Source organism: Paenibacillus sp. FSL W8-0426 (assembly GCF_037969725.1).
GTDB classification, from domain to species: domain Bacteria; phylum Bacillota; class Bacilli; order Paenibacillales; family Paenibacillaceae; genus Paenibacillus; species Paenibacillus hubeiensis.
Genome location: NZ_CP150203.1, coordinates 6,796,618 through 6,821,460 on the forward strand (window position 1 = coordinate 6,796,618; position 24,843 = coordinate 6,821,460).

The following is a 24,843-nucleotide window of genomic DNA, read 5'->3' on the forward strand; positions in this document are numbered from 1 at the left end:
CATAAAATAAACATTTATAGATAATAATATTATTAGATAAAGTACTCCTTGACTTTTTTTTGCTTTTTTAACCTTTTGCAACTACAATTGCTTATTCATATAGTTTGGATTAGTGTTAATGTACTGGAGGAGTAAAATGAAAGAGCAACTTTTTTCTATACTAAGCTTGAATAATCGAGAAGATGTTAGGATATTTGCCAAAAAAATAGGTGTTAGTGTTACTGAACTTGCTTATTATAATGATAATTGCATTTATCCAGATTACAACATAATAAAAAAAATACTTAATTATAATCAAAATCTTACAGAGTTTGAGCTAAAGATACGTTTAGGCCATATCGACTCGGAAATATTAAGTTACTTACAAAAAAATGTTAAGAAAATTAGCTCGCTTTGCAATCCTGTCGCTAAAGAAACAAATGCTAGAAGGAAACTTCCCCAAGCCCAATTTAGTACTTCTTTAGGCAAGCTATTTAAGGCCGACTGTCTAGAAGTTATGGGAAATTTACCTGATGAATCTGTAGATCTAGTTTTCGCAGATCCACCCTTTAACTTAAAAAAGGAATATGAATCCGGTGTAAATGATGGATTAAGCAAAACCAGCTATTTAAATTGGTCTGAAAAATGGATTACTGAGAGTATTAGAATTCTTAAAAAGGGTGGCTCCTTATTTATATGGAACTTACCTTCATGGAATACTTATACCGCTGAAATATTGAATAAGTATTTAAGTTTAAGACATTGGATAGCTGTTGATATAAAATATAGCTTACCAATTCCTAACAAGCTTTACCCATCTCATTATTCACTTCTTTACTATGTGAAAGGCGATAAACCTACTCGATTTAATCAGGAGAGATTACCATTAGAAATCTGTCGCCATTGCGGTGGAGATATAAAAGATTATGGTGGCTATAAAAGCAAATTAAATATTGAAGGAATCAGCCTTACAGATGTTTGGAGAGATATCTCACCAGTTAGACATAAAAAGTATAAAAATCGTACTAGTAATGAATTACCCCTTAACCTATTAGAGAGAATTATAAGCATATCAACAGAAGAAGGTGATTTAGTATTCGATCCTTTTGGTGGTAGTGGTACTACTTATGTAGTAAGTGAAATTTTAAAAAGGCGCTGGATTGGAACAGAGATAGGACCAATTGACATTATAGAGGATAGATTTAAAAACCTTGAGTTCCCTTCCTTATTAATTCAGCAAATTCAAAGTTCCAAAAACCAACTTTTCACAGAACAAATGAAAGAAATAAGAACTAAAAATGGTTACTGGTTATCTTAACGAAGTCTTAATGATTAAAAGGGCTGTCCCAAAAGTCATCGCAGCTGACTAAGAGGCGGCCCTATTTTTCATTTAGTTAAACAAAAATAAACCAATCCTTAGTAAAATGGAAGTGTCGAGCAGCCATTCAAATAGGAGCGGTTTCTATTGTACATTCAATATACCATGGATTTACTCTGTCAGCCAATGGATTTAGAAGTAGACATCCCTTAAAATCATATCGTTCTATTGGTTAATGCTTCGAATTGGTGACAGCTTCTTCGCCTCTGCTTACCCTGGTGGGGAAGAGATAGCTACCACCCCAAGATGCTTACCAAAATCCTCACATACGCGCACACTCAACGGATTTACTAGTCTTGCCTAATTGCCAAAGCTGTACGACATCATGTGGATTTCCGGCAGCATCTGAACTTCCACACCATCCCCGTTTTCGTTTCGAGCGGATGAAAGACAGAGGGATTACAAGCCAAAGCATTACTTTGTCGCGGTACCTAGACAATATTTATATAGTCAAGGTGCTTCCTTGTGGTATATTTTTAAAGAATAGCAAACATAAATCTTTGCCTTACCTGTGATACAGTTTACAGTAACAGGGCCATTGGCCAAATTTTACGGGTACCTGTTAAGCAGCGGAAACTCTGCCTTTACCTTCTCTACAGCCTCTTCGCGGCCACCTACCTGCAGTTTCAGGTAGATGGATGAGATATAATTCCGAATGGTTCCCTCCGATAGATGCAGTCTCTGCGCGATCTCCTTGTTACGAAGCCCTTCTGTCAGGCACCGGAGAACATCGATTTCCCGTTCAGTCAGCTCGTACGGATTCGGCGCTTTATCCCCCTTCTGGTTTTGGAATAATTGATGGGCTACATCTTGCGAGATAAACGTCCCCCCGCCGTATATGAGCCGGATGGTTGCTGCCAGCTCCTTAGGGTGTATGGATTTCAGCATATAGCCTTCCGCCCCGATTCGAAGCGCCTCCGACGCCAAAGAAATATCTTCAATCGTTGTGATCATAATGATCCGAATGTCCGGCCATGTCTCTTTAATGGACCTGGTAGCCGCGATGCCATCCATTTCCGGCATGTTGATGTCCATCAAAACAATGTCGGGACGATCTTTCCCGCATTGCGCAACGGCCTGTTTGCCGTCGCCAACAACCACAACTTCAAAATCCTTCTCTTCTCCCAACAGGAGCCTCAGGCTCTCACGGATCAAAGGTTGGTCATCAGCCAAAAGAATTTTGATCTTCTGTCCGCCTTCACGAGATGGATTGGGAATCGTGCAGGTAACCATCGTGCCCGCCTCGGCTTGCGAATGGATATAGAGTTGGCCTTGCAATGGGGCCAGCCGCTCCTTCATGCCTGTCAGACCAAATCCATATTGAAGGTTATCGTCGCCTTTGCCGTTATCCTGGACCTGCAGCATCACCTGCAGATGATCGTACTGAAGCAGGACTTGAATCGTGCTGGCTTGCCCATGACGGCTGGCATTGGTCAACGCTTCCTGGAGGCAGCGATACAAAACAAGCTTGACTTGCTTCATGACAGGGTAAGGCTCGCCCATCGTACGAAATACGACCCGAATCCCGGTGTTCTCCTTGAATTCGTCCAGCATCTGAAGCAGCGATCGATCCAAAGGCAGCGCCTCCTCAATTGGATCCATCTGATGCACCTGATGGCGGATATCGTCCAGCCCCGTTCTCGCCAGCTTGAGCATGCCCTGCAACTTGGCTTCTCCCTCGTCCGAATGAATATGGGACTTCAATGTCTCCATCCCCAAAATCAAGGAAGTAAAGGTATGTCCAATGATATCATGCAGCTCGCGAGCCATTCGGTAACGTTCCTCCAGCAGCGTCATTCTCTCGATCTGCGAGGAATATTGCTCCAAAATCGTATATTGTTCTTTGATTAACGCCAGCCTTTGCCTGATGGCATTGATCGCCAAAGCCCCCTTTTGCAGCGCATAACTGACACCGTAGAGGATCATCGCGTCGAATAAGCTTTGCCATATGACAGAGTGAGACAACGACGAAATGGCGGAATTCCCCGCGCTCAGAACAAACAATGTTACAGCTGCGGGCAGCGAGTACCAGTGGGCTCGCCCCCGGCTATAGAATGCAATCGTAAAGAGAGCCGGCGGAAACAATCTTATCAAACCAAGGTCGTAAGCAAGAAATAAGGATACTCCTCCAGCCAGCAAGCATTCCGCAATCAGATATTGGGAGTATCGGCCCTTCACAAAGAAAAAGGGGATAAGATTACATAGCAAAAGTGGAGCAAACACCATCCAAAAAGGAAAGACAGGCTGGTCTTGATACATCAAAATGATCACGGCGACGACCCATAAGATGCGAATGGCAAGCATGGTCCAATCCGGCCATGACCACCGTTTTGGGATAAGAAAACGCATATGTACAACTCCGTTCACTCTTTTTGAATTGAGCGACAAACCGGCGGGAACAGGCCCGATTTTACTTGTCATTCGAGAGTATGACTCCTTGTCACTCGGCTTTATGACAGCTGTTCTGTTACGTTGAGGGCGCTTGAGATGAATCCCCTAGAATACGGAAAATTATATCTCATTCCAATTGCCAATAAAAGGAGCTGGTTGCATTGTCGCTGCTGCAAATTCGCGAACTCACAAAAAGGATAGGAAACAAAGTCATTGTTGATCGGGTAACGCTGGGTATGGAAGAGGGGGAAATCGTGGGACTCCTCGGCCCGAACGGAGCAGGAAAAACGACGACGATTCGGATGATCGTGGGCCTCATGTCCAAATCGGGAGGTGAGGTTCTGATCAACGGTATGGATGCTCATACACATTTTGAACAAGCCATGAAACACGTTGGCGTCATCGTGGAAAATCCGGATTTATACAAATATCTATCAGGTTATGACAATTTGATTCACTTCTCCCGCATGACGCCGGGCGTGACAGAGGCAAGAATCCGGGAAGTCATCGCTCTTGTCGGGTTGGAGGTCAGCATTAATGATAAAGTGTCCACCTACTCTCTAGGCATGCGGCAGCGGTTAGGCCTTGCCATCGTTCTCGTCCATAAGCCTTCCCTGCTTGTCCTTGATGAACCAACTAACGGACTCGACCCGGCAGGGATCCGGGAGCTGAGAGGCCACTTGAAGCATCTCGCGCATAAAGAAGGCGTGGGCATTATGATCTCCAGCCACCTCATGTCCGAGATGGAAATGATGTGCGACCGGGTCGCGATTTTGCAAAAAGGGAAGCTGGCAGGCGTTCATCAAATATCGGATATGGCGGACGACGAACGAACCCAAGTCCGATTCGAGGTCGACCGGCCGGATTTAGCAGTACAGATCCTGCAAGCGATCATGGCAGGCGATGAAATAACGGCCGATCAACACCACATTCAAATCCGCATCGCCAAAGGGCATATCCCTGAGATTAGCCGAAAGCTGATGGAGGCCGGAATTAATGTGTATGGTGTGAGCACGATCAAGAAGACGCTGGAAGACAAGTTCATGGAGGTAACAGGAGGAGAACAACATTGATTCCACTTATTCGCAATGAAAACATGAAGATTTATAAACGAAAGCGTACGTGGGTGATGATTGCTATCGTTTTGTTATACGTGCTGCTTCAAATCGTAAATTTGAAGACAGCCGGAAACAGCTTGACAGGTGACAATTGGCGAGCACAGCTGGAACAAGAAAATGTGCAATACAGCCAGGAAGCTGCCAAGCCGGATGCGCTGAAGATTGAAATCAAACAGGCCGAGAAACATATCCTGCTGAATCAATACTATTTAGATCGCAACATCCCGCATAGTACTAATGCCTGGAGCTTTGCAGTAGACCAAGTGCAGAATATCATTTTTGCGGCTTCTTTAATTTCGGTCATTATTGCCGGCGAAATCGTTGCCGCCGAATTCGTATCCGGCACGATCAAGCTGCTGTTGACCCGTTCCGCCAGCCGCACCAAGATCTATCTGTCCAAGTACATCGCCGCCATTCTGTTCGCCCTGTTGTTATCTGCGGCCGGCATACTCTTGGCCACCATCTTAGGGGGTTTCATATTCGGTTTCGATGGATTAGCGGACAGCTATTTCTATGTCAAAGACCAAGCCGTAAGGGAAGTACCCACGCTGCAGATTTTGTTGGCTGGATATGTTCTTCATATTCCATTCTTGCTGATCGCAACTACGCTCTCTTTCATGATTTCCGCTGCTTTCCGCAGCACGACCTTCTCCATCGTGATTTCCCTGCTTGTTGCATTGGCTGGATTCGTAATCGCGATCGCGATGGACGGCTGGGCATGGACGAAATACTTCGTCTTCTCCCACACTGACCTAACACCGCTCCTGTACGGAAATCCTTCTGTTGATGGGGTAACGTTAGGATTCTCCCTTGTATTTATCGTGCTTCATCTCGCACTCATGCATTTGATATCATACCCCTTGTTTGTAAAGCGGGATGTAACCTAAGAGCAAACCTGTTTAAAAACCTCATTAAGAAAAGGGTGATATATATGAAAAGAATGAGATCAATCCAAGGCTTGATGATTTTAGCGGCATTATTGCTGCTGATAACAGCCTGCCAAGCAAAAGAAGAAGCGGAGAAAAAGACCCTCGAATTACCCGCAAACAATTTATCCAAGCTCGTCATTGACCATCGAAATGGGGAAATTCAGATTACAGGCAGCGCCGATTCGGATAAGATCGAAGTGATTGCTCTTGCTAAAGCAAAAGGAATAAGTATGGACAAATTGAAGTTTACACTGGAAGCGCAGCAAGAAAATGCTTATCTGGATGCTCGGTTTGGAGAGCAATTCCTTGCCATGGGGTCTGGAGCGGTCGATTTGGTCATCAACATTCCGGAACAACTCCAAGTGGACATTACTTCACATCGCGACGGAAATATTCACCTCTCGGATTTATCATCCAGCGCCAAGCTCGACAATATCAATGGCGATATTCACGTGTCGAACCTATCCGGGTCCCTTGAAATCGACAATCGCGACGGTAACCTGACCGTTCAAGATATCGGTTCAGATGTAATCATTCATAATATCAATGGACATATTCAGATCGATCGCGTAGATGGTTCAGCCGAGATCCATGTCGGAGACGGCAGCCTGGATATGGATCACGTGATGAAAAATGCAACCATAAAGCAATCCGGTAACGGAAAAATCAACATCGGCGAGGTGAAAGGCGATATCTTCCAAAATAAAGAATAGAATAAACCACTCTACCATATGTGGTTTATTTCCCGCCTGCAGAGGAAGGCGTCCTCATCCCATAAAAAACAAACAAAAGGAACTGCGTGCGGCAGTTCCTTTTGTTTGAGTTCGAGATCAGACACTCGGGGGTTTTCCTGATGAAAGCAAAAGCCCTCCGCCGTTTTGACGGCAGGGCCTGTTCTATGTCCATCATGGTCAAGGCGACGGGGCTTTACAAGACGAAGACTTTGTTTTTTCGGCCAGCCTAGAAATCGACTCGATGTCTTGATCCGTTAATTGATCAAAAAAATGTCTGCGTATTGCCTTCGAGACGACGGGACGTGCATCATCAAGCGCTGATTTCCCTGCCGGAGTGATGGTGACTTGAACGCCACGATCCGTGTTCAGCGGTTTCCTCTTCACGAGTCCACGTTTCTCCATCCGCGTCAGATGATGTGACAATCGGCTCTTATCCCAGCCCATCGAGTCGGCTAAATCCTGCTGGCGAAGGCTGCCTTCCCCTAACAGGTCTAACCGGTCCAAGACTCCAAAGTCCCCTTCGGATAGCCCTGTATTCTCAGACATGTCTTTGATTACGCGGCCGAAGATGGTCTGGAAGGAACCCTTCCACATATGCCATATTCTCATTTCTTCTTCGTTCATCTCGTTCTTATCCATGAAAACATCATATCATGGTTGACGCATCAACCACAACATGTTACAGTGGATACCAGGTTGACATATCAACAATAACAAATTCTGATCATCAAGTTGATACATCAACCTTAAGAGATTTACTAAATACACACTTCGATACACAAAAAAGGAGACGATTACGATGCAAAATAAACCGGTCGCCCTGGTTACCGGGGCCAACAAAGGAATCGGTCTTCAAATTGCAAAGGATCTCGCGGGGCACGGCTTTACCGTGCTCGTCGGATCTCGCAATCTCGATAATGGAGAAACGGCGGCGAAGAGCATCGGAGCGGATGCCCGCGCCCTCCAACTCGACGTCACGAGTCAGGCCTCCATCGCAGCCGCTGCAGAGCGCATCGGCAGCGATGGAGGCCGTCTTGACGTGCTCGTCAACAATGCCGGCATCTCTCACGCGGGCAAGCCAGGCCGGACGCTTGAGGAGATCGGGAATTCAGGTCGGCCTAGCGCTGCGTCTCTGGACGAGGTGCGGGCAGTGTTCGAGACGAACGTGTTCGGCGTGATCGCCGTCACGCAAGCGATGCTGCCGCTCTTGCTTAAGGCACCGGCTGGACGCATCGTCAACGTATCAAGCGGCGCAGGCTCGCTGACGTTGAACGCGGACCCGACCAATCCGCACCGTCCGATGTTCGGCGCCGTTTACAGCCCGTCCAAAACCGCCCTGAATGCGATCACGCTCTCTTTTGCCATCGAACTCGAGTCCACAGGCATCAAGGTCAACGCCGTATGCCCGGGCTTCACTTCCACGGACCTCAACAACTTCGAGGGTACGGGCAATGTCGAGCAGGCCGCCCGTCAACCCGTGCGCCTCGCACTCCTCGACGAGAACGGCCCGACGGGCACGTTTTCGAACGAGAGCGGCCTGCTCCCATGGTGATACAGCCTGGACGTTATGACTTAAAACCAATTTCTCTCCAAGAAAGGAATCTTATTTATGAATATCAACGTTAATACGCCTACTCCGGTCATTTCAATAAAACCGGTAGTTCTATCCGCCCCGGACCGGGGTGAGGATCTGCAAGTGCGGGTATCTGCGCCCGCGACGGGACACAACCTGCCTATTGTGGTTTTCTCCCACGGCTTTGGCTCGTCGATGGACGGTTACGCCCCGTTGGCTGACTTCTGGGCCGCTCACGGCTTCGTGGTCATTCAACCCACCCACCTCGACTCCAGAACGCTGAATCTTCCTCCTGAAGATGCCCGAACACCACTGATCTGGCGCGTTCGAATCGATGATCTGAAACGCGTCCTCGACCAGCTTGATCAGATTGAGGCTTCCATTCCCGGCCTCAGCGGGCGCCTGGATCGAAGCCGCATCGCCGCAGCTGGCCACTCTTGGGGAGGCCAGACGGTAAGCACGCTGCTCGGCGCGCGGGTTCTCGATGCCGACGGCAAGCCGGGCGAAGACATGTCCGACCCGCGAATCAAGGCGGGCGTGTTGCTTGCCACGACGGGCAAGGGCGGAGCTGACTTGACCCCATTCGCTGCCGAGCATTTTCCTTTCATGAACCCGAGCTTCGAGGACATGAATACGCCGACCCTCGTGGTGGCAGGAGATAAAGACCAGTCCATGCTTTCCACTCGGGGACCGGATTGGTTCACCGACCCATACTTTTTGAGCCCTGGCAGCAAGAGCCTACTTACTCTTTTCGGGGGAGAACACTCGCTTGGCGGAATCCCCGGGTACAGCGTCACGGAGACGACGGACGAGAGTCCCGAACGGGTCGCCCTGCTCCAACGAATCACATGGGCTTACCTGCGCAGTGCGCTGGGCATCGACGATTCCAGCTGGCAAGCAGCCCTGGCAGATCTTGAAGAGGACGACAATGCTCTGGGTCGCATCGAATCCAAGTAAGGGCCTGGCGGCGATACCGACTTTATGCAATGACCATGGAACATAGCAGATGCACCATTTCGAAGGTGCATCTGGCGAACTTTATATACCGTTTCCACGGGTACAAATCCAAAACAATACTCTTGAGCGGACACTCTTAAAGTGTTCGCTCTTTTATGCTTTTTCCTAATTGCTTTATCGCGCAGTCAAGCTTGAAGATGATTATCTACTAATAGCCGTTCCTCTTTTCTACCGTTCACATAGATTATAGGAAGATAGTAAACGATCATCACTGGTAAGGGGAGCGATAGGATGGGAACCCGCACAGGAAACACCATAAAACAGCAGGGAGTCTCTATTATTGCCTGCACGAAACGCCAAAGCTATATACGAAACTTGTTTAATAATTTCAGCCGGCAGAACCATGCAAAGAAAGAGCTTATTATTATCGTCAACAACGATAAGATCCCACTTGAACCTTATCGCACGTTAGCCAAAAAGCATCAAAATGTACAGGTTTATCGGGTTCCGGAACGTTCCTCGCTCGGTGCTTGTCTGAACTTTGCCGTCAAGAAATCGAAGTACAGCTATGTTGCCAAATTCGACGATGACGATTATTACGCCCCCTACTATTTGACGGAAAGCCTTGAGGCCTTTCAAAGAACCAACGCCGATGTGATCGGAAAGCGGGCACATTATATGTATTTGCGTGGATCAAAGACCCTGGTCCTTCGTTTTCCGCAGGATGAAAATCGACCCGTAACCAAGCTCCCTGGCGCAACGCTTGTCATTAAACGGGACGTTCTTAACAACGTTCGCTTCCCGGATCGAAATGTCGGCGAAGACGATCTTTTTTGCTTAAGAAGCAAGCGGAAGGGGTACAACGTTTATTCTGCTGGAAAGCATAATTTTGTGGCCATTCGCCGGAAAAACTCATCCAACCATACATGGATCGTCAGCGATAAAAAGATCCTCGCTCACAGCAAAAAAATCCCCCCTGTTAAAAATTACGAGAAGTTTGTGCAAAAAAAGCCAAAGGGTGCATTATAATGCCAAACCCGGATAATCCCCGTGAACACAATGCTGTTTCCATCATTACGTGTACCAAAAGGCCGCAGTGCATGGATACCCTTTTTCATAACTACAGCAGACAAAATTATAAGAATAAAGAGCTGATCGTCATATTAAATCAACGTAATCTGAAGGTCAGCGAGTATATAAAGGCGGCAAATCAACATCCAAATGTGAGGATCTACAGCTTGCCGGAGCACATATCGCTTGGCCATTGCCTTAATTACGGGGCTTCATTAGCTAAATACGGGCTCATTGCCAAATTTGACGATGACGATTATTATGCTCCCGGCTATTTAACGGACAGTGTGCGAACCCTGTTAAAGACCAACGCGGACATCGTGGGAAAGCGGGCCCACTATATGTATTTGAGCGGCAAAAAACTCCTCCTGCTTCGCTACTATAACAGGGCCAATCAATATGTTTCCCTCGTTCAGGGAGCAACCCTTCTCGTCAAACGTCATGTGCTAAGCCAGGTTGGGTTCCCCGATCAAAATCGAGGGGAGTGCGTAAAGTTTTGTGCCGACTGTCTTGCAAAAGGGTACAAGATTTATTCGGGCAGCCCATCCAACTTCCTCGCGATTCGCAGCAGGAACGCCAAAGACCATACATGGGTCGTAAGCGAAAAAGAGCTTTTATCCCGCAACGTTAAAGTATTGAAAACGAGAAACCCCCAAAAATTCGTATGTCAAAATTAAATAGTTCGCCGGTATTGGTGAAAAATACAAAAGGAGCTTGTCGCAGCCCGACAGCTCCTGAAAAAACGCTCCATGTTCGACGTGAATATCTAGCTGTATAGTAACCGTATAGCCTCTGCTTTTTCCTGAATGTACGTTATCGCTTCGAGCGGCCCCTTTATTTTGACTTCACTGCCGAGGTTCCAGATCAAGTCTACATAGAAATGCAGATCCTCCGTGGCGATCTGTACCGCTGCCGTTCCGCTGCCGTCTTCGTTGCGCTGTATGCCTGAAGCAAAACGAGGATTGGATTCCAGCAGCCATATCCCCTTCCGTGTCAGCTCCATCTGAAGCGTCGTCTGATCCAGATGCCCTTTTTCCGGCTTATTCATCAAAGTCATCTTGCGGATGTCCTCCCGCGAAGGGACCGATTCGTTGAGTGATACAGAAAGGATCCGATCCGCCCTGAACTGGCGAATATCTTCCCGATGGAAGCAATAAGCCGGGCAGTACCAATAACCCGAGCTTGTATAGAGACCAATGGGCTGAACATTCCTCAGGCCAACCCCGCTGCCGGAATTGTACTCCAAGGTGACCACGCTGCCAACCATGATGGCCTGCAGCAGTGTTTGAAGAATCCCCGGGGCCATGGAACGGTACGGACTCCACAACATGATTCTCCCCTTCAGGCGGTCGATCTGTTCCTTAATATCGGCAGGCAGATAATGATAGAACTTGTGCAATGCAGACTCGGCCCCATCTCCAAAAGGCAGGGAACTGAAGAAATCCAATGACTGGCACGCAAAAAACATGGCGATGGCTTCGCTTTCAGAAAGGCTGATAGGCGGGAGCATTCTTTCTTGAAGCAGTTTATACCCTCCGCCTCTTCCTTGGATGGAATAGATCGGTATACCGAGTTCACTCAGTTCCTGCAAGTCCCGAGTAATGGTTCGGGTGGATCGCCCAAATTCATCGGCAAGTTCCTTTACGGTAAATGACTTTTTGGCATTGATCGCCATAATTAATTGAATGAGACGCTGGGGCTTGTGCATGGTCATCTCCTCCTCAAGGTTTTTCCATTATACCCTCCAAATAAGACATGAACTGTCTTATTTGTGTGATACGCTCTTCACGTAAAGCATTCTTAACCATTAACCTGCGAGGAGAGTTAACTCATATGCATAAGCACACAAATGAAGAAATCGGTTTTGTATTCGTCCATGGTGCGGGATTAGGGAGCCAAATATGGAGCAGCGTCGTGAAAGGACTGGATCATCCTGCTCTGCTTCTTGAGTTTCCTCTTAGAGACAGCTCCGCGGATTCCGGGAGCAGTCTGACGCTAGAAGATTATGTGGTCCATATGAAAAAGCAAGTGAATGAATGGAGCACTCCAAGGTTTGTTATCGTAGCCCATTCGCTTGGGGGGGTTCTTGCCCTGAGACTCGCATCGGAGTTCGCTGATCGAGTGGCGGGATTTGTTGCTATAGGGGCGGCTATCCCCAAGAACGGCGGTTCATTCGTATCTGTCCTTCCATTCCCGAAAAGAATGATCATGTCGGCCATAATGCGCAGATGGGGCACAAAACCTCCCGAATCCGTAATCCGCGCGGGATTATGCAATGACTTGTCCGAGGATCAGACAACGGAAATCGTAAAAGGGTTCATCCCCGAGGCCGTACGCGTATACACAGACCGGGTTAATGCAGGCGTCCCGCTTGTTCCCAAGCTGTACGTCAAGTTAACGGAGGATAAGGAATTCCATCCTTCCTTGCAAAATAAAATGATCGCAAACCTTTCCCCGCAATCTGTCCAGCATTTGCAGGCCGGGCACTTACCGATGATCAGCAGTCCGGATCATTTGAGGCAGCTATTGCGGTCTTTCCTGAACAGCCTGGATGAATCGCGCAGGCCCGCTGCCCAATCGTTCAATGCCCGTGAACAGCGAACGTAACCCTTTGCCCTGATCCGGAACCAACCGGCCTTATGCCTGCAACGGTCTTCCTGCTTTACGGGTGGTCCCTTCGGTAAGTATCGATGCTTTTGTACCCTTCGCCTAAAATCTTTTTCATTTCGGTTCGTCGTTTGGCCCGGGTTGACTCCTGTACGGCACTGTAGACATAACGAGCCCAATCCTTCCGGTATCCGGGAGTAAGGGATCGATAGAAAGCCAGTGCCTCAGGACGATCGCTCAAATCCTTTTCTATAGCAGGAATCAGCGCTGCATAATCATCCACGCGTTGACTTGGCTTAGAGGGTGCATCCTTCTTCTTTTGTGCCTCTGCTTTGAAACCGACAACGGTAAACACATCGTTCAAGCCCACCATACGTGCAAACTTCAGGCTGCTCGTTCCAATGTAGCCGTCCTCATCGGCTCCCACCCCTTCAAAAAGACTGTCTCTATGAATATAGGTTGAGTACACTTTGTTCCCCTTCTTGGGGTAAGCTGCGTACAAATAGCCTCCTTGATTCAAGTTGTTCTGATCAATCACTTGATGGACGAGGTCCCGAAGCGATTCGATATTAAACACGTAAGCAAAAATAAGATCATAGGGTCCGCCCGTTAATTCGGTATCATAGTCAGATAACCCCGATAAGCCGTGTTCACTCTCCGGTCTGTACAACACTGCAACCCTCTTGAATTTATGCAGATTCAACTTTTCCACAATCGTTTTTGTCATGTACAGAGCCCCCTTCGTAAATATCTTGATTATACGAGATAGAAAATATGCATTCCAGTTAACTACCCCGACCTTTCCTTCATGGCAATGAATAAGAAAGAAAATCCCCGTCTGGACGACCAGACGAGGAAATTATGCGAGACGAATTTTTGTATTGTTGTTTACGCATTACGGCTGAATTGATTCACTGCACTGAACAGGGCTTTGACAGATGAAGTCATGATATCAACGTCAATGCCGCATCCCCAATATACGCTGCCATCCGAAGCCGTGACCCCGATATAAGAGACCGCTTGGGATTTGGAGCCTGTTTCCAGAGCGTGCTCCGTATAGGTCAAATCGCTATAAGCCGTTCCTAGCTCGGTTTGCAGAGCATTGCTGATCGCATCAAGTCTTCCGTTTCCGGTACCTGTAATTTCCTTGATTTCATCACCGACACGGATCGTAACGATCGTTTGAAACTCCTCATCGTCCGCAGAGCGATATTTGACAAACTCCACCGGGGTTTTTATGTTTACATATTCCTTCAAGAAAATATCGTATATTTCATCAGGCATCAGTTCCTTCTGCTGCTGGTCCGATACGTTTTTAACAAAGTATCCGAAATTTTCGCGCATTTTCGCCGGGAGATCGAGCCCGTATTTCAGCTGCAGCACGTAACCGATCCCGCCTTTGCCGGACTGGCTGTTGATGCGAATAATGTCGCCTTCATACTCCCTGCCGATGTCCTTGGGATCAATCAGCAGATAAGGGACCGACCAATGCTGAGGCTCCTGTTCCTCCCGATGCTTCATTCCTTTGGCAATGGCGTCTTGATGAGAACCTGAGAAAGCGGTAAATACCAGCTCGCCTCCGTATGGATGTCTCTCGCTTACTTTCATTTTGGTCAGCCGTTCATAAACGGAGATGATCGCAGGGATATTCTCAAAATTCAGCTTCGGGTCCACCCCGTGAGAGTACATGTTCAGAGCCAGCGTCACAATGTCCACGTTCCCTGTTCGTTCTCCGTTTCCGAACAACGTGCCTTCAACGCGCTGGGCTCCGGCCAGCATGCCCAGTTCCGCGTCTGCGACACCGGTTCCCCTGTCATTATGCGGATGGACCGACAAAATAACATGCTCACGGAAGTTCAGGTGCTCGCTCATATACTCGATCTGGCTCGCGTAGACATGCGGCATCGACATGGATACCGTCGCGGGAAGATTGATGATCACCGGGTTCTCCGCCGTTGGCTGCCATATGTCCAACACACTGTTGCAGATGTCCAGCGCAAACTCAATTTCTGTGCCTGTAAAGCTTTCCGGCGAATATTGGAACTGGAAGTTTCCTTCCGTTTCCTCCGCGCACTGCTTCAACAGCTTGGCACCGTTCAAAGCGATGTCGATGATTTCCTGTTTGGATTTGCGGAATACCTGTTCCCGCTGTGCCACGGATGTCGAATTGTACAGATGTACTACGGCTTTTTTGGCGCCTTTCAGCGATTCAAAGGTTTTGCGGATAATATGTTCTCTCGATTGGGTAAGCACTTGGATCGTTACATCGTCCGGGATCAATTCCTGCTCAATCAATGTGCGCAAAAAAGCAAACTCCGTTTCCGATGCTGCCGGAAATCCGACTTCGATCTCCTTGAAGCCGATATCTACAAGCAATTTGAAGTACTCCAGCTTTTCCTCCAGATTCATCGGAACGATTAATGCCTGGTTTCCGTCACGAAGGTCGACGCTGCACCAAATCGGCGCCTCTGTAATATACTCCTTCCGAGTCCAATTCAAGCTTGTCTCCGGCGGCATAAAATACCCTCTGGCGTACTTGTTAACATTTTTCATGGATATCCTTCCCTTCATCGATTTTCCTGTGCTTACCCGCCTAAGATGGAACGCGCAAAAAAAGCCTTTCATCTCTTTAAACAGAGACGAAAGACTTTGACATCTTACGCGGTACCACTCCGAATTCATGCCATTACCGGCATGCACTCTACGGATCCGAGGCTGCATAAACGAACAAACCTTGGTTCCTCCTGATGATAACGGTCAGGCTCCGGCTCCACCTACTTAACGGGTTCAGTGAGCAACTCCAAGGCGAGTTCCGATTTCCTCCACGGCTGTTTCACACCATCCAACAGCTCTCTGTTCGCTTGGAAAACCGTACTATTCCTTTTCAACGTAGTTTAATTATTAGGAATATGCTATATCACCTATACTCTGGTGTCAAGTGTTAATTGACAACGATCGGTTAGCTGAGCGAATTTGGAATTGAAGTAAGCTTTGAAATCGCATCGATGATTATTCCCCAGTCATCCTCATGTAGCTCATGCCCTGCACCTTCCAGTGTCAATAAAACCGCGCCCGGAATTTCACTCGCTATATGTTTTCCATGTTCATAAGGGATAATGGGATCTTCCGTACCGTGTATGATCAGAGCGGGTACATTGATTTCACTCGTCCTAACCAGATAAGATTCTCCACCAGTCACCAAGCCGTGATTGCTCATGCTGGCCATATTGTCACTTCTTGCGAACTCTTTTCCGGCCAACATGCCCACTTTCTTCTCATTAAAAATATGCTTTGAACCAACCAGGATTCGGGACCGATCAATCGCAAATTTGATTACCGATTCGCTGTTAGTCCAATCGATCGCCCCCATATTCGAGAAAAAATCCATAACCCTTTCCTCCATCGGGGGGAGATGAGGCGCAAAATTGGACGTTGCCAGGAGCGTAATGGTTAGAACTCTCTCCGGATGCCGTAAAGCGATCATTTGAGTCAGCATACCGCCCATGGACATACCCATGATATGCGCTTGCTCAATCTTGTAAGCATCCAGTACTCTAACGGCATCATCGGCCATATCTTCGAAAGAATAGCCCGGCTGACCCGGTTCGTACGTGGTTGAACGGCCGACATCGCGGTTATCATAACGAATAACAAAGCGCCCTGTGTCTGCCAGACGTTGGCAAAACTCTTCTTCCCACCAAATCATTGAGGATTGGGCACCCATAATCAGCAAAATGGCCGGATTACTTGGCTCTCCAAAACTGTCTGTACATATATGAATTCCATCTACGTTTACGAATCGTTCGTTCATATTCGAATCCTCCAATGACTAAATTAAAATAAAAAAACACAGGCTATTGGCCTGTGCAAACTGTAATCGAATTAGAGAATTTGAAAATGAACGCCATAAGATCATATTCCCTCTGGAGGACCCGAAGTTCGGTCACGGGACAGATCGCAAAAGGCTGCATGACATGTTCTTCAAATTCAGTTTATATGACAAGAAGGAGGAATTATTCCCTACCTTCAATTACATATAACAATCCAGGTTACCGTAAGGCAAACCATTCTTCGATTACGATGCACACTAAATAGCCTTAAACCACCGTTTAATTCATTGTGCAAAGAATATCGAAGAATTAGTTCAACACACGTAACCCCTCCGTTCATATCGGTTAGGCTGATCCTAACATAGGGTACGGATCTTTGTCAATACCTGGGAATCCACCCCAAGATAACATAGTCTGCCCAAAAAGAAGCCTAAAAAAACGCGTCCTCCAAGGGAGAACGCGATATTAAAACAGCTTGTCGCCGGGTTTCAACATAGTCATTTGCGTTTTCGAGCGACCACCGCTAAACGACCGTTTTCGGTCGAGTACTCGCAGGTAGACAGTACAACAAGCTTGTCACCATATTGGGCATTTACGCCCGTGTCATAAAGAGCAAGTTTTTTGATGCTCTGAACATACGAATCGAACTCGGCGGGCGTATTTACATTCTCAATCTGGTAGTATTTAAAAACGTCGTCCGATTTTCGATAAACTTGGGACAAGATTACGGCAACAATCTCATACTCTTCCTTTTCGTAAAGCGTGCTGAACTGGAACGCAGCATGCTCTTTATAGAAGCTTTCGTTCTTGTACTTCATTAAATCTTTAAACATCCAGCCGCTTTTCATGTGGTGTCCATGAATCAGCAAAATGTCCGAATCGTTGACCCGGCTATGCTCGTCCAAAAAGGGGAGACCGCCTTTGTTTTCCTTTTGATCGAAATCATGATTGAGATAGTACCCCGCATCCTGCGGATTCTGCATAACCGGGTACTCAATTCGAGTGCCGTCAATCTTCAGCCAGCCGACAATGTCCGAGTTTCTCTCGTAAAGCGCTCGAAATTCGGGAAGCATGACCGGCTCATTCTCCGTATTGAACAAAAGGGAGGGGAATGCATCCCCTCCGCCTTTATCAGACCCTTCCTCCCAAACCTTGGTCAACTCTTCGATTTTCTGTTTCTCCGCATAATCCCCCAGAAAGGTTCTTGCCAGATTAACGAGGGAAAATACCAACACAAGGGAGGAAACGGCGATAAGAAACTTTTTGGTTTTGCTCATTTTCTTACCGCCTTTCCGGTCATTGGATGTGCTTTCTCTTTTTGTTGCCGAGTAGACAGAATCCGATGATCACCATGGACATCAGCGCCAAAATCATATAGAAGATTGGCGATACGCTGTTGTCTCCGGTTTGCGGAGCATCGTCCAGCTCGTTATTTGCATTGCCCGCACCCTTATCGGCTAAGTCGCCGACATTACCAACTCCGTTGTCATCGTGATCAGCCACGTCGTCGATGTTGTTAGTCCCATTGTTGACGCTGCCAGGTTGGTCAGGAACAGGGCTGACAGGAACCGGATTCACCGGCTCTGGTTCAGGGTCCACAGGAACCGGATTCACCGGCTCTGGAGCAGGGTTGACAGGGCCTGGATTCACTGGCTCTGGTCCAGGGCTAACAGGACCCGGATTCACCGGCTCTGGTCCAGGGCTAACAGGGCCTGGGTTCACTGGCTCTGGTCCAGGGCTAACAGGGCCTGGATTCACTGGCTCTGGAGCAGGGTTAACAGGGCCTGGATTTACCGGATCTGGTCCAGGGTTAACAGGGCCTGGTACGCCGCCGGTGTTTATCGGCTTCATTGGCACGTCTTTTCTGACAATGTCAAAATCGACAGAAATCGTTTCACTCTTGTACGTCTCGTATCCGTCTTTCGTTACGATCAGATAGTAATCCGCTTCAGGAAACACCATGTATGCATAGAAGCCATTTGCGTCGCTATCCTGCTCCGGACTTTTGTTGTCGTGCGGCGCAAAATTCGGAACCGGAGGAAGCGTTACTTTTGTATCCGGAGTACGGCCTTTATCTCTATTCCGCTGCGTATCCGCATAGTACAGGGTAACTGTGGCTCCTTCAATTTTCTTGCCAGTGATGGCATCTCCTGTCGTTTCATCATAAACCGTACCGTAAGGGTCGACCAATGCCTCGGAAATATTCAGCTCTCCGTTAGCCTTCACGTTCAGCTTCGTCACGTTGAAGAGAAGTTCCTCGCCGGTCTCAGCTTGATAGCGAACTTCCATGGTGTACTGCTGCTCGCTTAACCCTTCCACGGAGAAGGTTCCGTTCGGATCCATCGGAAATGCCTTAGGAAGATAATTGCCGTCCTTGTCCTTCAAATAGATACGCATCTGGCTGGTAAACGAATCATTGAATAGCTCTTTGGTTCCATCCAGCTGCTTGAACAGAACGATCCCTACCGCCGTAATGTCCGCCGGAACGGTCTCGTCCGTCACGCCGTTGTTCACGTTTCCTTTTTGGGTGAACTCGACAGGGACATCCTTCCCGCCAACGTGATACAACTTCGTATATGTGATCGTATAGTTGGTATCCGCTGCGGCCAGGACCGAATATTCACCATTTTCGTTCGTCCAAATCGTTTGCTGTTCGTTGGTCTTCTTGTTCGTCACGATGATTTTCGCGTTCGGAATGATTTCGCCTGTGTTGTTGTCACGCAGCACGCCTTCCAGAACTGGAAGCTGACGGGTATTAACAAAGTGTGCTTCAGCCGCGCTTTTCGCCGGAATGGAGCCCGTGCGAACGAAACTTTCAGGATCCGTCACATAGCCGTCTTCCGAATAATCATCTTGGGTCACCTTGTACTCGAGATACGTTGGAAGTCCTTGCATAACGAGCGTCTGGCTATCAGTAAGCTCGAAGGTATCCCCGCTCTTAATCTTGCCCTTGGTGCCGTCCGACTTAACATAGTCGTAGGATTCGTCTGCTCCCTCGCCTGTGAAGACGACGGTGTACTTGAACACCTTCGTTTTGTCGCCGGCATTACCTTTAACCGCGTTGCTGATGAGCAGGCCGCCCTTCAAGACTCGCGTGTTCGTGAACGGGGCATCTTCATCAGTGCCTTTCATAACTCCGGTATGGTTCCGCTCCTGAGGAGTAGTTACGTACTCATCCGCTGTGTAGTCTTTCTGGGTAACCGTGTATTTCAGATTCTTCGGCAGACCCACAATTTCCAGTGTCTCTCCATCCTTGAGTGTGAAGGATTCGCCAGACTTGATCGTGCCCGGTGTACTTGTCTCGCCATCCGACTTCGTATACGCGTAGCTTCCATCCTTGCCTGCATCCTCAAAAATGACGGTGTACTCGAATTCCTTCGTTTTGTCGCCGCCATTGCCCATGACCGTATTGCTAACGGTCAACTTGCTGACAGCCCGTTCATTCACGAAATCTGCCGTGCGATCGGCGCCCGCCATAACTCCCTTATCAGACAGCGCAGGAGTGGTCGCGTAGCCGTCGTTCTTGTAATCGTTCTGGGTAATATCATACTTCAGATTGTCGGGAAGGTCCTTAATTATAAAGGTCTCACCATGCTTGAGCTCGAAAGTGGCGCCGGATGTGACCGTGCCCGTCGTGCCGTCTGAAAGCTCGTAATTGTAAGTTTGACCCTTACCTGCACCGTCAAAGGTCACGGTGTACTTGAACGGCTTGTCCGATTCTGCGCCGTCCCCGGTTACGGTATTGCTGACGGTCAGATTATAAACGTATCGTTTGTTGACAAAATCTGCTCTGTGATCACCTTTATTCTCGATCTTGCCTGACAACTCTCTCGTCTCCGGCTCAGTCGTATAACCGTCAACAGTCGTATAATCGGCCTCGGTTACGGTATAGACCAGACCCGCAGGCAATGTCGGAAATACAACAGATTCCCCGTTCTTGAGGATGATCTTATCTCCGCTCTTGAACTTAACAGTGCTAACTTCACCATCTGGCTTCTTAAAGGTGTACTCTCCGTCCTCGCCCTCTCCGGTGAAGTTCACGGTGTACTCGAACTCTTTGTTCGGATCGCTGCCGTTGCCTTCCACCTTATTGGTAATGGTCAGCTTGCCCTGGGCCGGCGTAGGCACGACCAGCGGACTATCAGAGGTTACTTTCACGCCGTCTACCCAGATGGGTTTCCCAGGCGTATTCCCCACATATACTTGATAAACTCTTGTAGTAGGCAGCCAAGTATTGGTGTCAATATAAGTTTCCTTCAGCTCATAATATCCTGGATCTGGGAATAGGAGATTAAGTTTCCCTCCGCTATCGGTTGTTCCTTTGGCGATTTGAGTTCCGGTATCCTTCTTGTAGAGCGTAAACTCTACGCCTTTTAGCGGATTGCCATTGGGATCTACCTTTTTCAGGGGCAGCAGGGCGTTGGAGCTTGAGCTGCCAGCTACGTCTGAATTGTCCAGCGTGCTTTCGCTTCTGGCACTGACAGATTTCAGATTGTCATCGCCCTCCAGTTTTACCTCGTTGCCCATTTTGTCTCCGGCTTTCGCTTTAGATGGATCAACCTCTGTTTGGTACACAAACTGGTAAAACTTGTTAGGGTTTTTCATTTTGAATTTTAGAACTGTGGTGCCTCCTGCGCCTGGTGCAGCTTCTACCTGAACTTCAGTATTCGGATCGCTAAGATCCAGGGCTGCGCCCTCCCGTTCCAGAGCACCGCTGGCAGTGAGTTTGGCAGGATAGACTGCCATACTAGGCGCTGTCAGCACAAGCTTTCCGTTTTCTTCATAACGCAGATTCATGCCTGCACCTAGGGTATCCTGCAGGTAAACGTCCTGCTTCATGTTGAATGGCGGGGTATAGTTTACCGTCCATTCGAGCACCCCTGGAACTGGCTTCGTTACCGATTTGCCCAGAGTCTGAATAGGTACAATAATCTTACGTTGTTCGGTAAGGACTTTCTCCACTCCGCCCCATGTCATATGAAGGTCGGCTTTGTTATACAGCACCTGCTTGTCTGTGCCGTTGGTCGTGTACTCGTCCAAATATTTCGCCAAAGCTTCATTCGAAGGTCTTGCTTTTACCAAAATGACATAAGGGCCTTCCAATTTAGAGAAGGTGAAGGTGCCTTCGTTGCCGCTATGGGAGAAGTTCACGACGTGAGCAGGGTCGTTCGGCTCGATGATTGAAACAGCGTTGTTTCGAAACCCATATCCGGTGCCGCTGCCATTATCCGAAAAACCTTTCCAAAGCTCAAATTCCTTCTCCTCGGAAAACGGAACGAACTCCCATCCCGCCGGCAAGGTGTCCACCAGCTTCACATCGGTGATGACCCGGCTTCCACCACTTTTCGCCATTTCAACCGTGTTGTAGCCCGGCATATTGACGCTTAGACGGAAGGTGACCGTCTTGGTTGTTCGGTCATAACCTGCCAAGGTGTATTCGTCGCCGCTTGATGATCCATCATAACCGATATAACGGTTAACGTTGTTCGGAGTATACCAAGTGTCGGCCGTCCCGTCCTTCTTAATAGGATAGGATGCCGTAAGCATATCCTTGTTCAGCATACGCAGATGGAGATTGGCATTGTTTTCCGCTTTTTTTACGGCTTCGCCGTCAAATAGCAAAGCCCGATTCCAGCGTGTTTTCTCTGTGTTAATATCCTGCCTGAAGAGGATATCCGGGTTGGTTTCAAGTGCACGGAAGCTGAAGGATGCAGCTTGGTCGGTGTATCCCGTCACCTTGATCAAATCTGCCACGACTTCTCCGTTCACCGTCAAAGGAATGGCTTTCATGGTCAAGCTGCTTGCATTGGTTACACCCTTCAAGGTTCCCGCATGATACTGCTTCCAAAGCTGAGCAGTATTGACATTTGCCTTGATTTTCGCAATCGTTTCCGCGCTAACCTCGCCGGTTGCATCCACTGCGTTATCCAAGACGTTCAAATCCCCGCCATGTACCAGCACGTCGTATACTACCGCATTTGGCAGAGCATACTGTGGCGCTAGATTGACAGTCCATGTGATGGCGCCGAGGTTGTAATCCTCCGTCGAAACAGCTCCGCTTTTTGTAAAAGTATGCGCACCGATCGTTACGATTGCCTCGTCAGTTACCGCGACAGGTCTTAATCCAGTTGTCGCATCATTGTTCTGAATACCGCCTGGTGTGTCTAAATTCCAGTTGGCACGAGGGTCGATTCTGAAGTCGGAGCCGCTTGTTACCTTACTCTTAATCACCAGTTCGACTTTACCATTAATATCCCCAAAGGAATAAACGCTGTTCTCATCCGGTGTAATTGGTTTTACCTCAGATGCAACGCCATCCACCCATGTCTGCCATTCAGCTGATAAAAAGTCCAGCCCAGCAGGTAATGCATTTGTGATGGTTAAGTCCTTTAACCCTTTTTTGTTATACTGGTTAACAGTGATTTTCCATGTGATTGTTTCATTAGGATTGTCATACGAGGCGCTGGCTTGAATCCAGTCGGGAGCAAAAACAATTTCCTGATTTCTATTCGCAAGCACAGCATTGCCATCTTTGAGCTCCACTTTGCCATTCATGTTCACAGCGCGACCAGGATCGCCCGATGGACTCCGATGCTCGTAATAGTAGCCTCCCTTTGGAATCCAGGTTTTATATTCGACCTGTGGATCTACACCCGTTCCCGGCGGGAAGACATAGCTTAGAGCGCCATTGGCATCGATGGTTGGTTCTACCACCTCATTATTTACTTTGAATGAACCTGGCACATAGATACCACTGACTCGATACGAAGATGAAGGCGAATCCATATTATAGGATGCAGGGTTCGTATAGAACGTCTTCCCATCCAACGGTAGTTTAATTGTATTATCAAACTGATCGGAAGCAGACACAGTAGACTGCCAAGTAATCGCTCCCGCTACAAAGAAATCGGGGTTAATTATGCGATAAGCCCAAGAACTATTTCTCATTCCCGGTGAGGTCAATGTGAGATTGTATTTCGCTGTAACATCCGGGTTCTTTAGCTCATACGCTCCCCCGAAAATCGAGATAGGCTTTGTATCGCCGTATTCTATCCCATTCAAATCCGAATTGGCAGTGGTATCAAAGCCGAAGGTAACTGCTACTCCAATACCATTGAAAAACGAATCATCGCCATTAAATACAATCTTGATGCTGTCCGGAGTGAAATAGGCGGTGCCCAGCTGTTTCTGACCATAATCAGTTGTTGCCATCAAGGTTTTGGTAGCTGTCGGCAGCACCACTTCCTTGAAGTAGTCTTCTCTTTTCAGCTCGATTGAGTCGCCCTTCTGAATGTACTTGGTGGTGTCATTTTCATGCTCCGTATTGGCAAAATCGCCTCTCACCGGAACCTTGAGGCCCTCAGATTTGAGAGTAAATGCCTGTCGGCCCTGAATCGTACCGCCTGGGGCAATGTCAGTTCCCTGCGTCACCTTCAGCGGAAAGGTTGAATTAGCTTCCATAAACACCGCTGTTTTGTCCGTCGGAACTGCCGCCATCGCTACGAAATTGTTCGGCGCATCATACACTGCCTCAGGTACTGACAGCGGTTCCTCCGCGCTCGGCGAGGCAGATTCACTGACTGCTTCCGTTCCGGAATCGTTTGGCACACTCTCCGCATATGCGCCAGCAGAGAACATCACTGTCTGCAAGACAAGCAAGATTGCCATAAATAAAGACAGCAACGGTTTACCTATACTGCGTTTTTGTTTCAATACCGAAACCTCCTCCATTCCCTAAATCTCTGGAATACTTTGGTGACAACAAGATCATCTACACGATATAACGGCTAACACAAATAAATATATGCTGTTTGCCTAGGTCCAGCGCCCCTTTCCATCGTCGAAATCCCGAGGAGTTCGGATGAATGCCGGGGTGTGTAGGCCGTTGACCTTGCCTTAGTACTTTCTTCCCCCTTTCTTTCGACTCTTCGCCACGTACATACTGTAGTGGCAAAATACGCCCAATTTACAAAGCGTGCCCTTCTATTATATGAAGGAGGACCTATACAAAAAATAGACAATGCTCGACAATAAAGCGTAAAATTCGGTGTCCAACCTCATAATCGGATCAGATCCGATCAACAACCAAGGGCAAAACGAGAAAAAAGCCCTAAATCCTGTCTATTCCCAGTCGTTCTATGCTCTTTATAGGCACAAAGAAACATTCAAAAACGGTATTAAGGGCCTATAAAATTTTCGCAAAAACGAACAGAAAGATAGGAATTATGGAGCCGTTCCATTATTTCATTCCGGGATTTACACGCTTAATGAATTTA

The 24,843-nt window shown here is 47.9% G+C and carries 17 protein-coding genes and 1 other annotated feature; of the genes, 9 read left to right on the forward strand and 8 right to left on the reverse strand.

What is annotated here, in order from left to right; all coding sequences use genetic code 11:
* Positions 1–136: 136 nt before the first annotated feature.
* Positions 137–1,297 carry a site-specific DNA-methyltransferase gene (locus tag MKY59_RS30660; RefSeq protein WP_339275345.1) on the forward strand — a complete coding sequence of 387 codons (1,161 nt, stop codon included), beginning with the start codon at positions 137–139 and terminating at the stop codon, positions 1,295–1,297.
* Positions 1,298–1,906: 609 nt separating this feature from the next.
* Here the strand turns inward: MKY59_RS30660 and MKY59_RS30665 are convergent.
* Positions 1,907–3,706, reverse strand: coding sequence for a hybrid sensor histidine kinase/response regulator transcription factor (locus MKY59_RS30665; RefSeq protein WP_339278504.1), 1,800 nt, complete (start codon positions 3,704–3,706; stop codon positions 1,907–1,909).
* A gap of 203 nt (positions 3,707–3,909) precedes the next feature.
* On the opposite strand from MKY59_RS30665, the gene MKY59_RS30670 reads away from it, so the two are divergent.
* The 3 genes from MKY59_RS30670 to MKY59_RS30680 are packed head-to-tail and all read left to right on the forward strand — an operon-like array spanning position 3,910 to position 6,508.
* On the forward strand, positions 3,910–4,821 hold the full coding sequence (locus tag MKY59_RS30670) for an ABC transporter ATP-binding protein (protein WP_339275347.1): 912 nt from the start codon (positions 3,910–3,912) through the stop codon (positions 4,819–4,821).
* On the forward strand, positions 4,818–5,753 hold the full coding sequence (locus MKY59_RS30675; RefSeq protein ID WP_339275349.1) for an ABC transporter permease subunit: 936 nt from the start codon (positions 4,818–4,820) through the stop codon (positions 5,751–5,753). The genes MKY59_RS30670 and MKY59_RS30675 overlap by 4 nt, the downstream gene beginning before the upstream one ends.
* A gap of 44 nt (positions 5,754–5,797) precedes the next feature.
* Positions 5,798–6,508, forward strand: a complete 711-nt coding sequence (locus tag MKY59_RS30680; RefSeq protein ID WP_339275350.1) for a hypothetical protein — start codon at positions 5,798–5,800, stop codon at positions 6,506–6,508.
* Positions 6,509–6,706: 198 nt separating this feature from the next.
* On the opposite strand, the gene MKY59_RS30685 is transcribed toward MKY59_RS30680, so the two are convergent.
* On the reverse strand, positions 6,707–7,168 hold the full coding sequence (locus MKY59_RS30685; RefSeq protein WP_339275352.1) for a MarR family transcriptional regulator: 462 nt from the start codon (positions 7,166–7,168) through the stop codon (positions 6,707–6,709).
* Between the two features lie 160 nt (positions 7,169–7,328).
* On the opposite strand from MKY59_RS30685, the gene MKY59_RS30690 reads away from it, so the two are divergent.
* The 4 genes from MKY59_RS30690 to MKY59_RS30705 all read left to right on the forward strand — a co-directional run bounded on the left by MKY59_RS30690 (position 7,329) and on the right by MKY59_RS30705 (position 10,807).
* Positions 7,329–8,081 carry an SDR family oxidoreductase gene (locus tag MKY59_RS30690; RefSeq protein ID WP_339275353.1) on the forward strand — a complete coding sequence of 251 codons (753 nt, stop codon included), beginning with the start codon at positions 7,329–7,331 and terminating at the stop codon, positions 8,079–8,081.
* Positions 8,082–8,138: 57 nt separating this feature from the next.
* The gene (locus MKY59_RS30695) at positions 8,139–9,059 is read left to right on the forward strand and encodes an alpha/beta fold hydrolase (RefSeq protein WP_339275355.1); all 921 of its coding nucleotides are present in this window, start codon (positions 8,139–8,141) and stop codon (positions 9,057–9,059) included.
* A 291-nt stretch (positions 9,060–9,350) separates the two neighbouring features.
* A complete protein-coding gene (locus MKY59_RS30700) occupies positions 9,351–10,088 on the forward strand; it encodes a glycosyltransferase family 2 protein (protein WP_339275356.1) in 738 nt (245 codons plus the stop codon).
* Entirely contained in the window at positions 10,088–10,807 is a 720-nt protein-coding gene (locus MKY59_RS30705; RefSeq protein ID WP_339275358.1) for a glycosyltransferase family A protein, read from the forward strand. The genes MKY59_RS30700 and MKY59_RS30705 overlap by 1 nt, the downstream gene beginning before the upstream one ends.
* Before the next feature lie 89 nt (positions 10,808–10,896).
* On the opposite strand, the gene MKY59_RS30710 is transcribed toward MKY59_RS30705, so the two are convergent.
* Positions 10,897–11,838, reverse strand: coding sequence for a YafY family protein (locus tag MKY59_RS30710; protein WP_339275360.1), 942 nt, complete (start codon positions 11,836–11,838; stop codon positions 10,897–10,899).
* Positions 11,839–11,963: 125 nt separating this feature from the next.
* Here MKY59_RS30710 and MKY59_RS30715 point away from each other — a divergent pair, with 125 nt between their 5' ends.
* Positions 11,964–12,737 (forward strand): alpha/beta hydrolase, encoded by a 774-nt coding sequence (locus tag MKY59_RS30715; RefSeq protein ID WP_339275361.1) that lies wholly within the window; start codon positions 11,964–11,966, stop codon positions 12,735–12,737.
* A 55-nt stretch (positions 12,738–12,792) separates the two neighbouring features.
* Here the strand turns inward: MKY59_RS30715 and MKY59_RS30720 are convergent, their stop codons facing one another.
* From MKY59_RS30720 to MKY59_RS30740, 5 genes are all read right to left on the reverse strand, one after another.
* Entirely contained in the window at positions 12,793–13,464 is a 672-nt protein-coding gene (locus MKY59_RS30720) for a YdeI/OmpD-associated family protein (RefSeq protein WP_236413573.1), read from the reverse strand.
* A gap of 161 nt (positions 13,465–13,625) precedes the next feature.
* A complete protein-coding gene (gene leuA / locus MKY59_RS30725; protein ID WP_236413575.1) occupies positions 13,626–15,290 on the reverse strand; it encodes a 2-isopropylmalate synthase in 1,665 nt (554 codons plus the stop codon).
* Positions 15,291–15,369: 79 nt separating this feature from the next.
* Positions 15,370–15,634: a binding site (T-box leader), on the reverse strand.
* 62 nt (positions 15,635–15,696) lie between these two features.
* Entirely contained in the window at positions 15,697–16,548 is an 852-nt protein-coding gene (locus tag MKY59_RS30730; RefSeq protein ID WP_339275364.1) for an alpha/beta hydrolase, read from the reverse strand.
* Positions 16,549–17,064: 516 nt separating this feature from the next.
* On the reverse strand, positions 17,065–17,844 hold the full coding sequence (locus MKY59_RS30735) for a class B sortase (RefSeq protein WP_339275366.1): 780 nt from the start codon (positions 17,842–17,844) through the stop codon (positions 17,065–17,067).
* A gap of 19 nt (positions 17,845–17,863) precedes the next feature.
* The gene (locus MKY59_RS30740; RefSeq protein ID WP_339275368.1) at positions 17,864–24,280 is read right to left on the reverse strand and encodes a carboxypeptidase regulatory-like domain-containing protein; all 6,417 of its coding nucleotides are present in this window, start codon (positions 24,278–24,280) and stop codon (positions 17,864–17,866) included.
* Between the last annotated feature and the right edge of the window lie 563 nt (positions 24,281–24,843).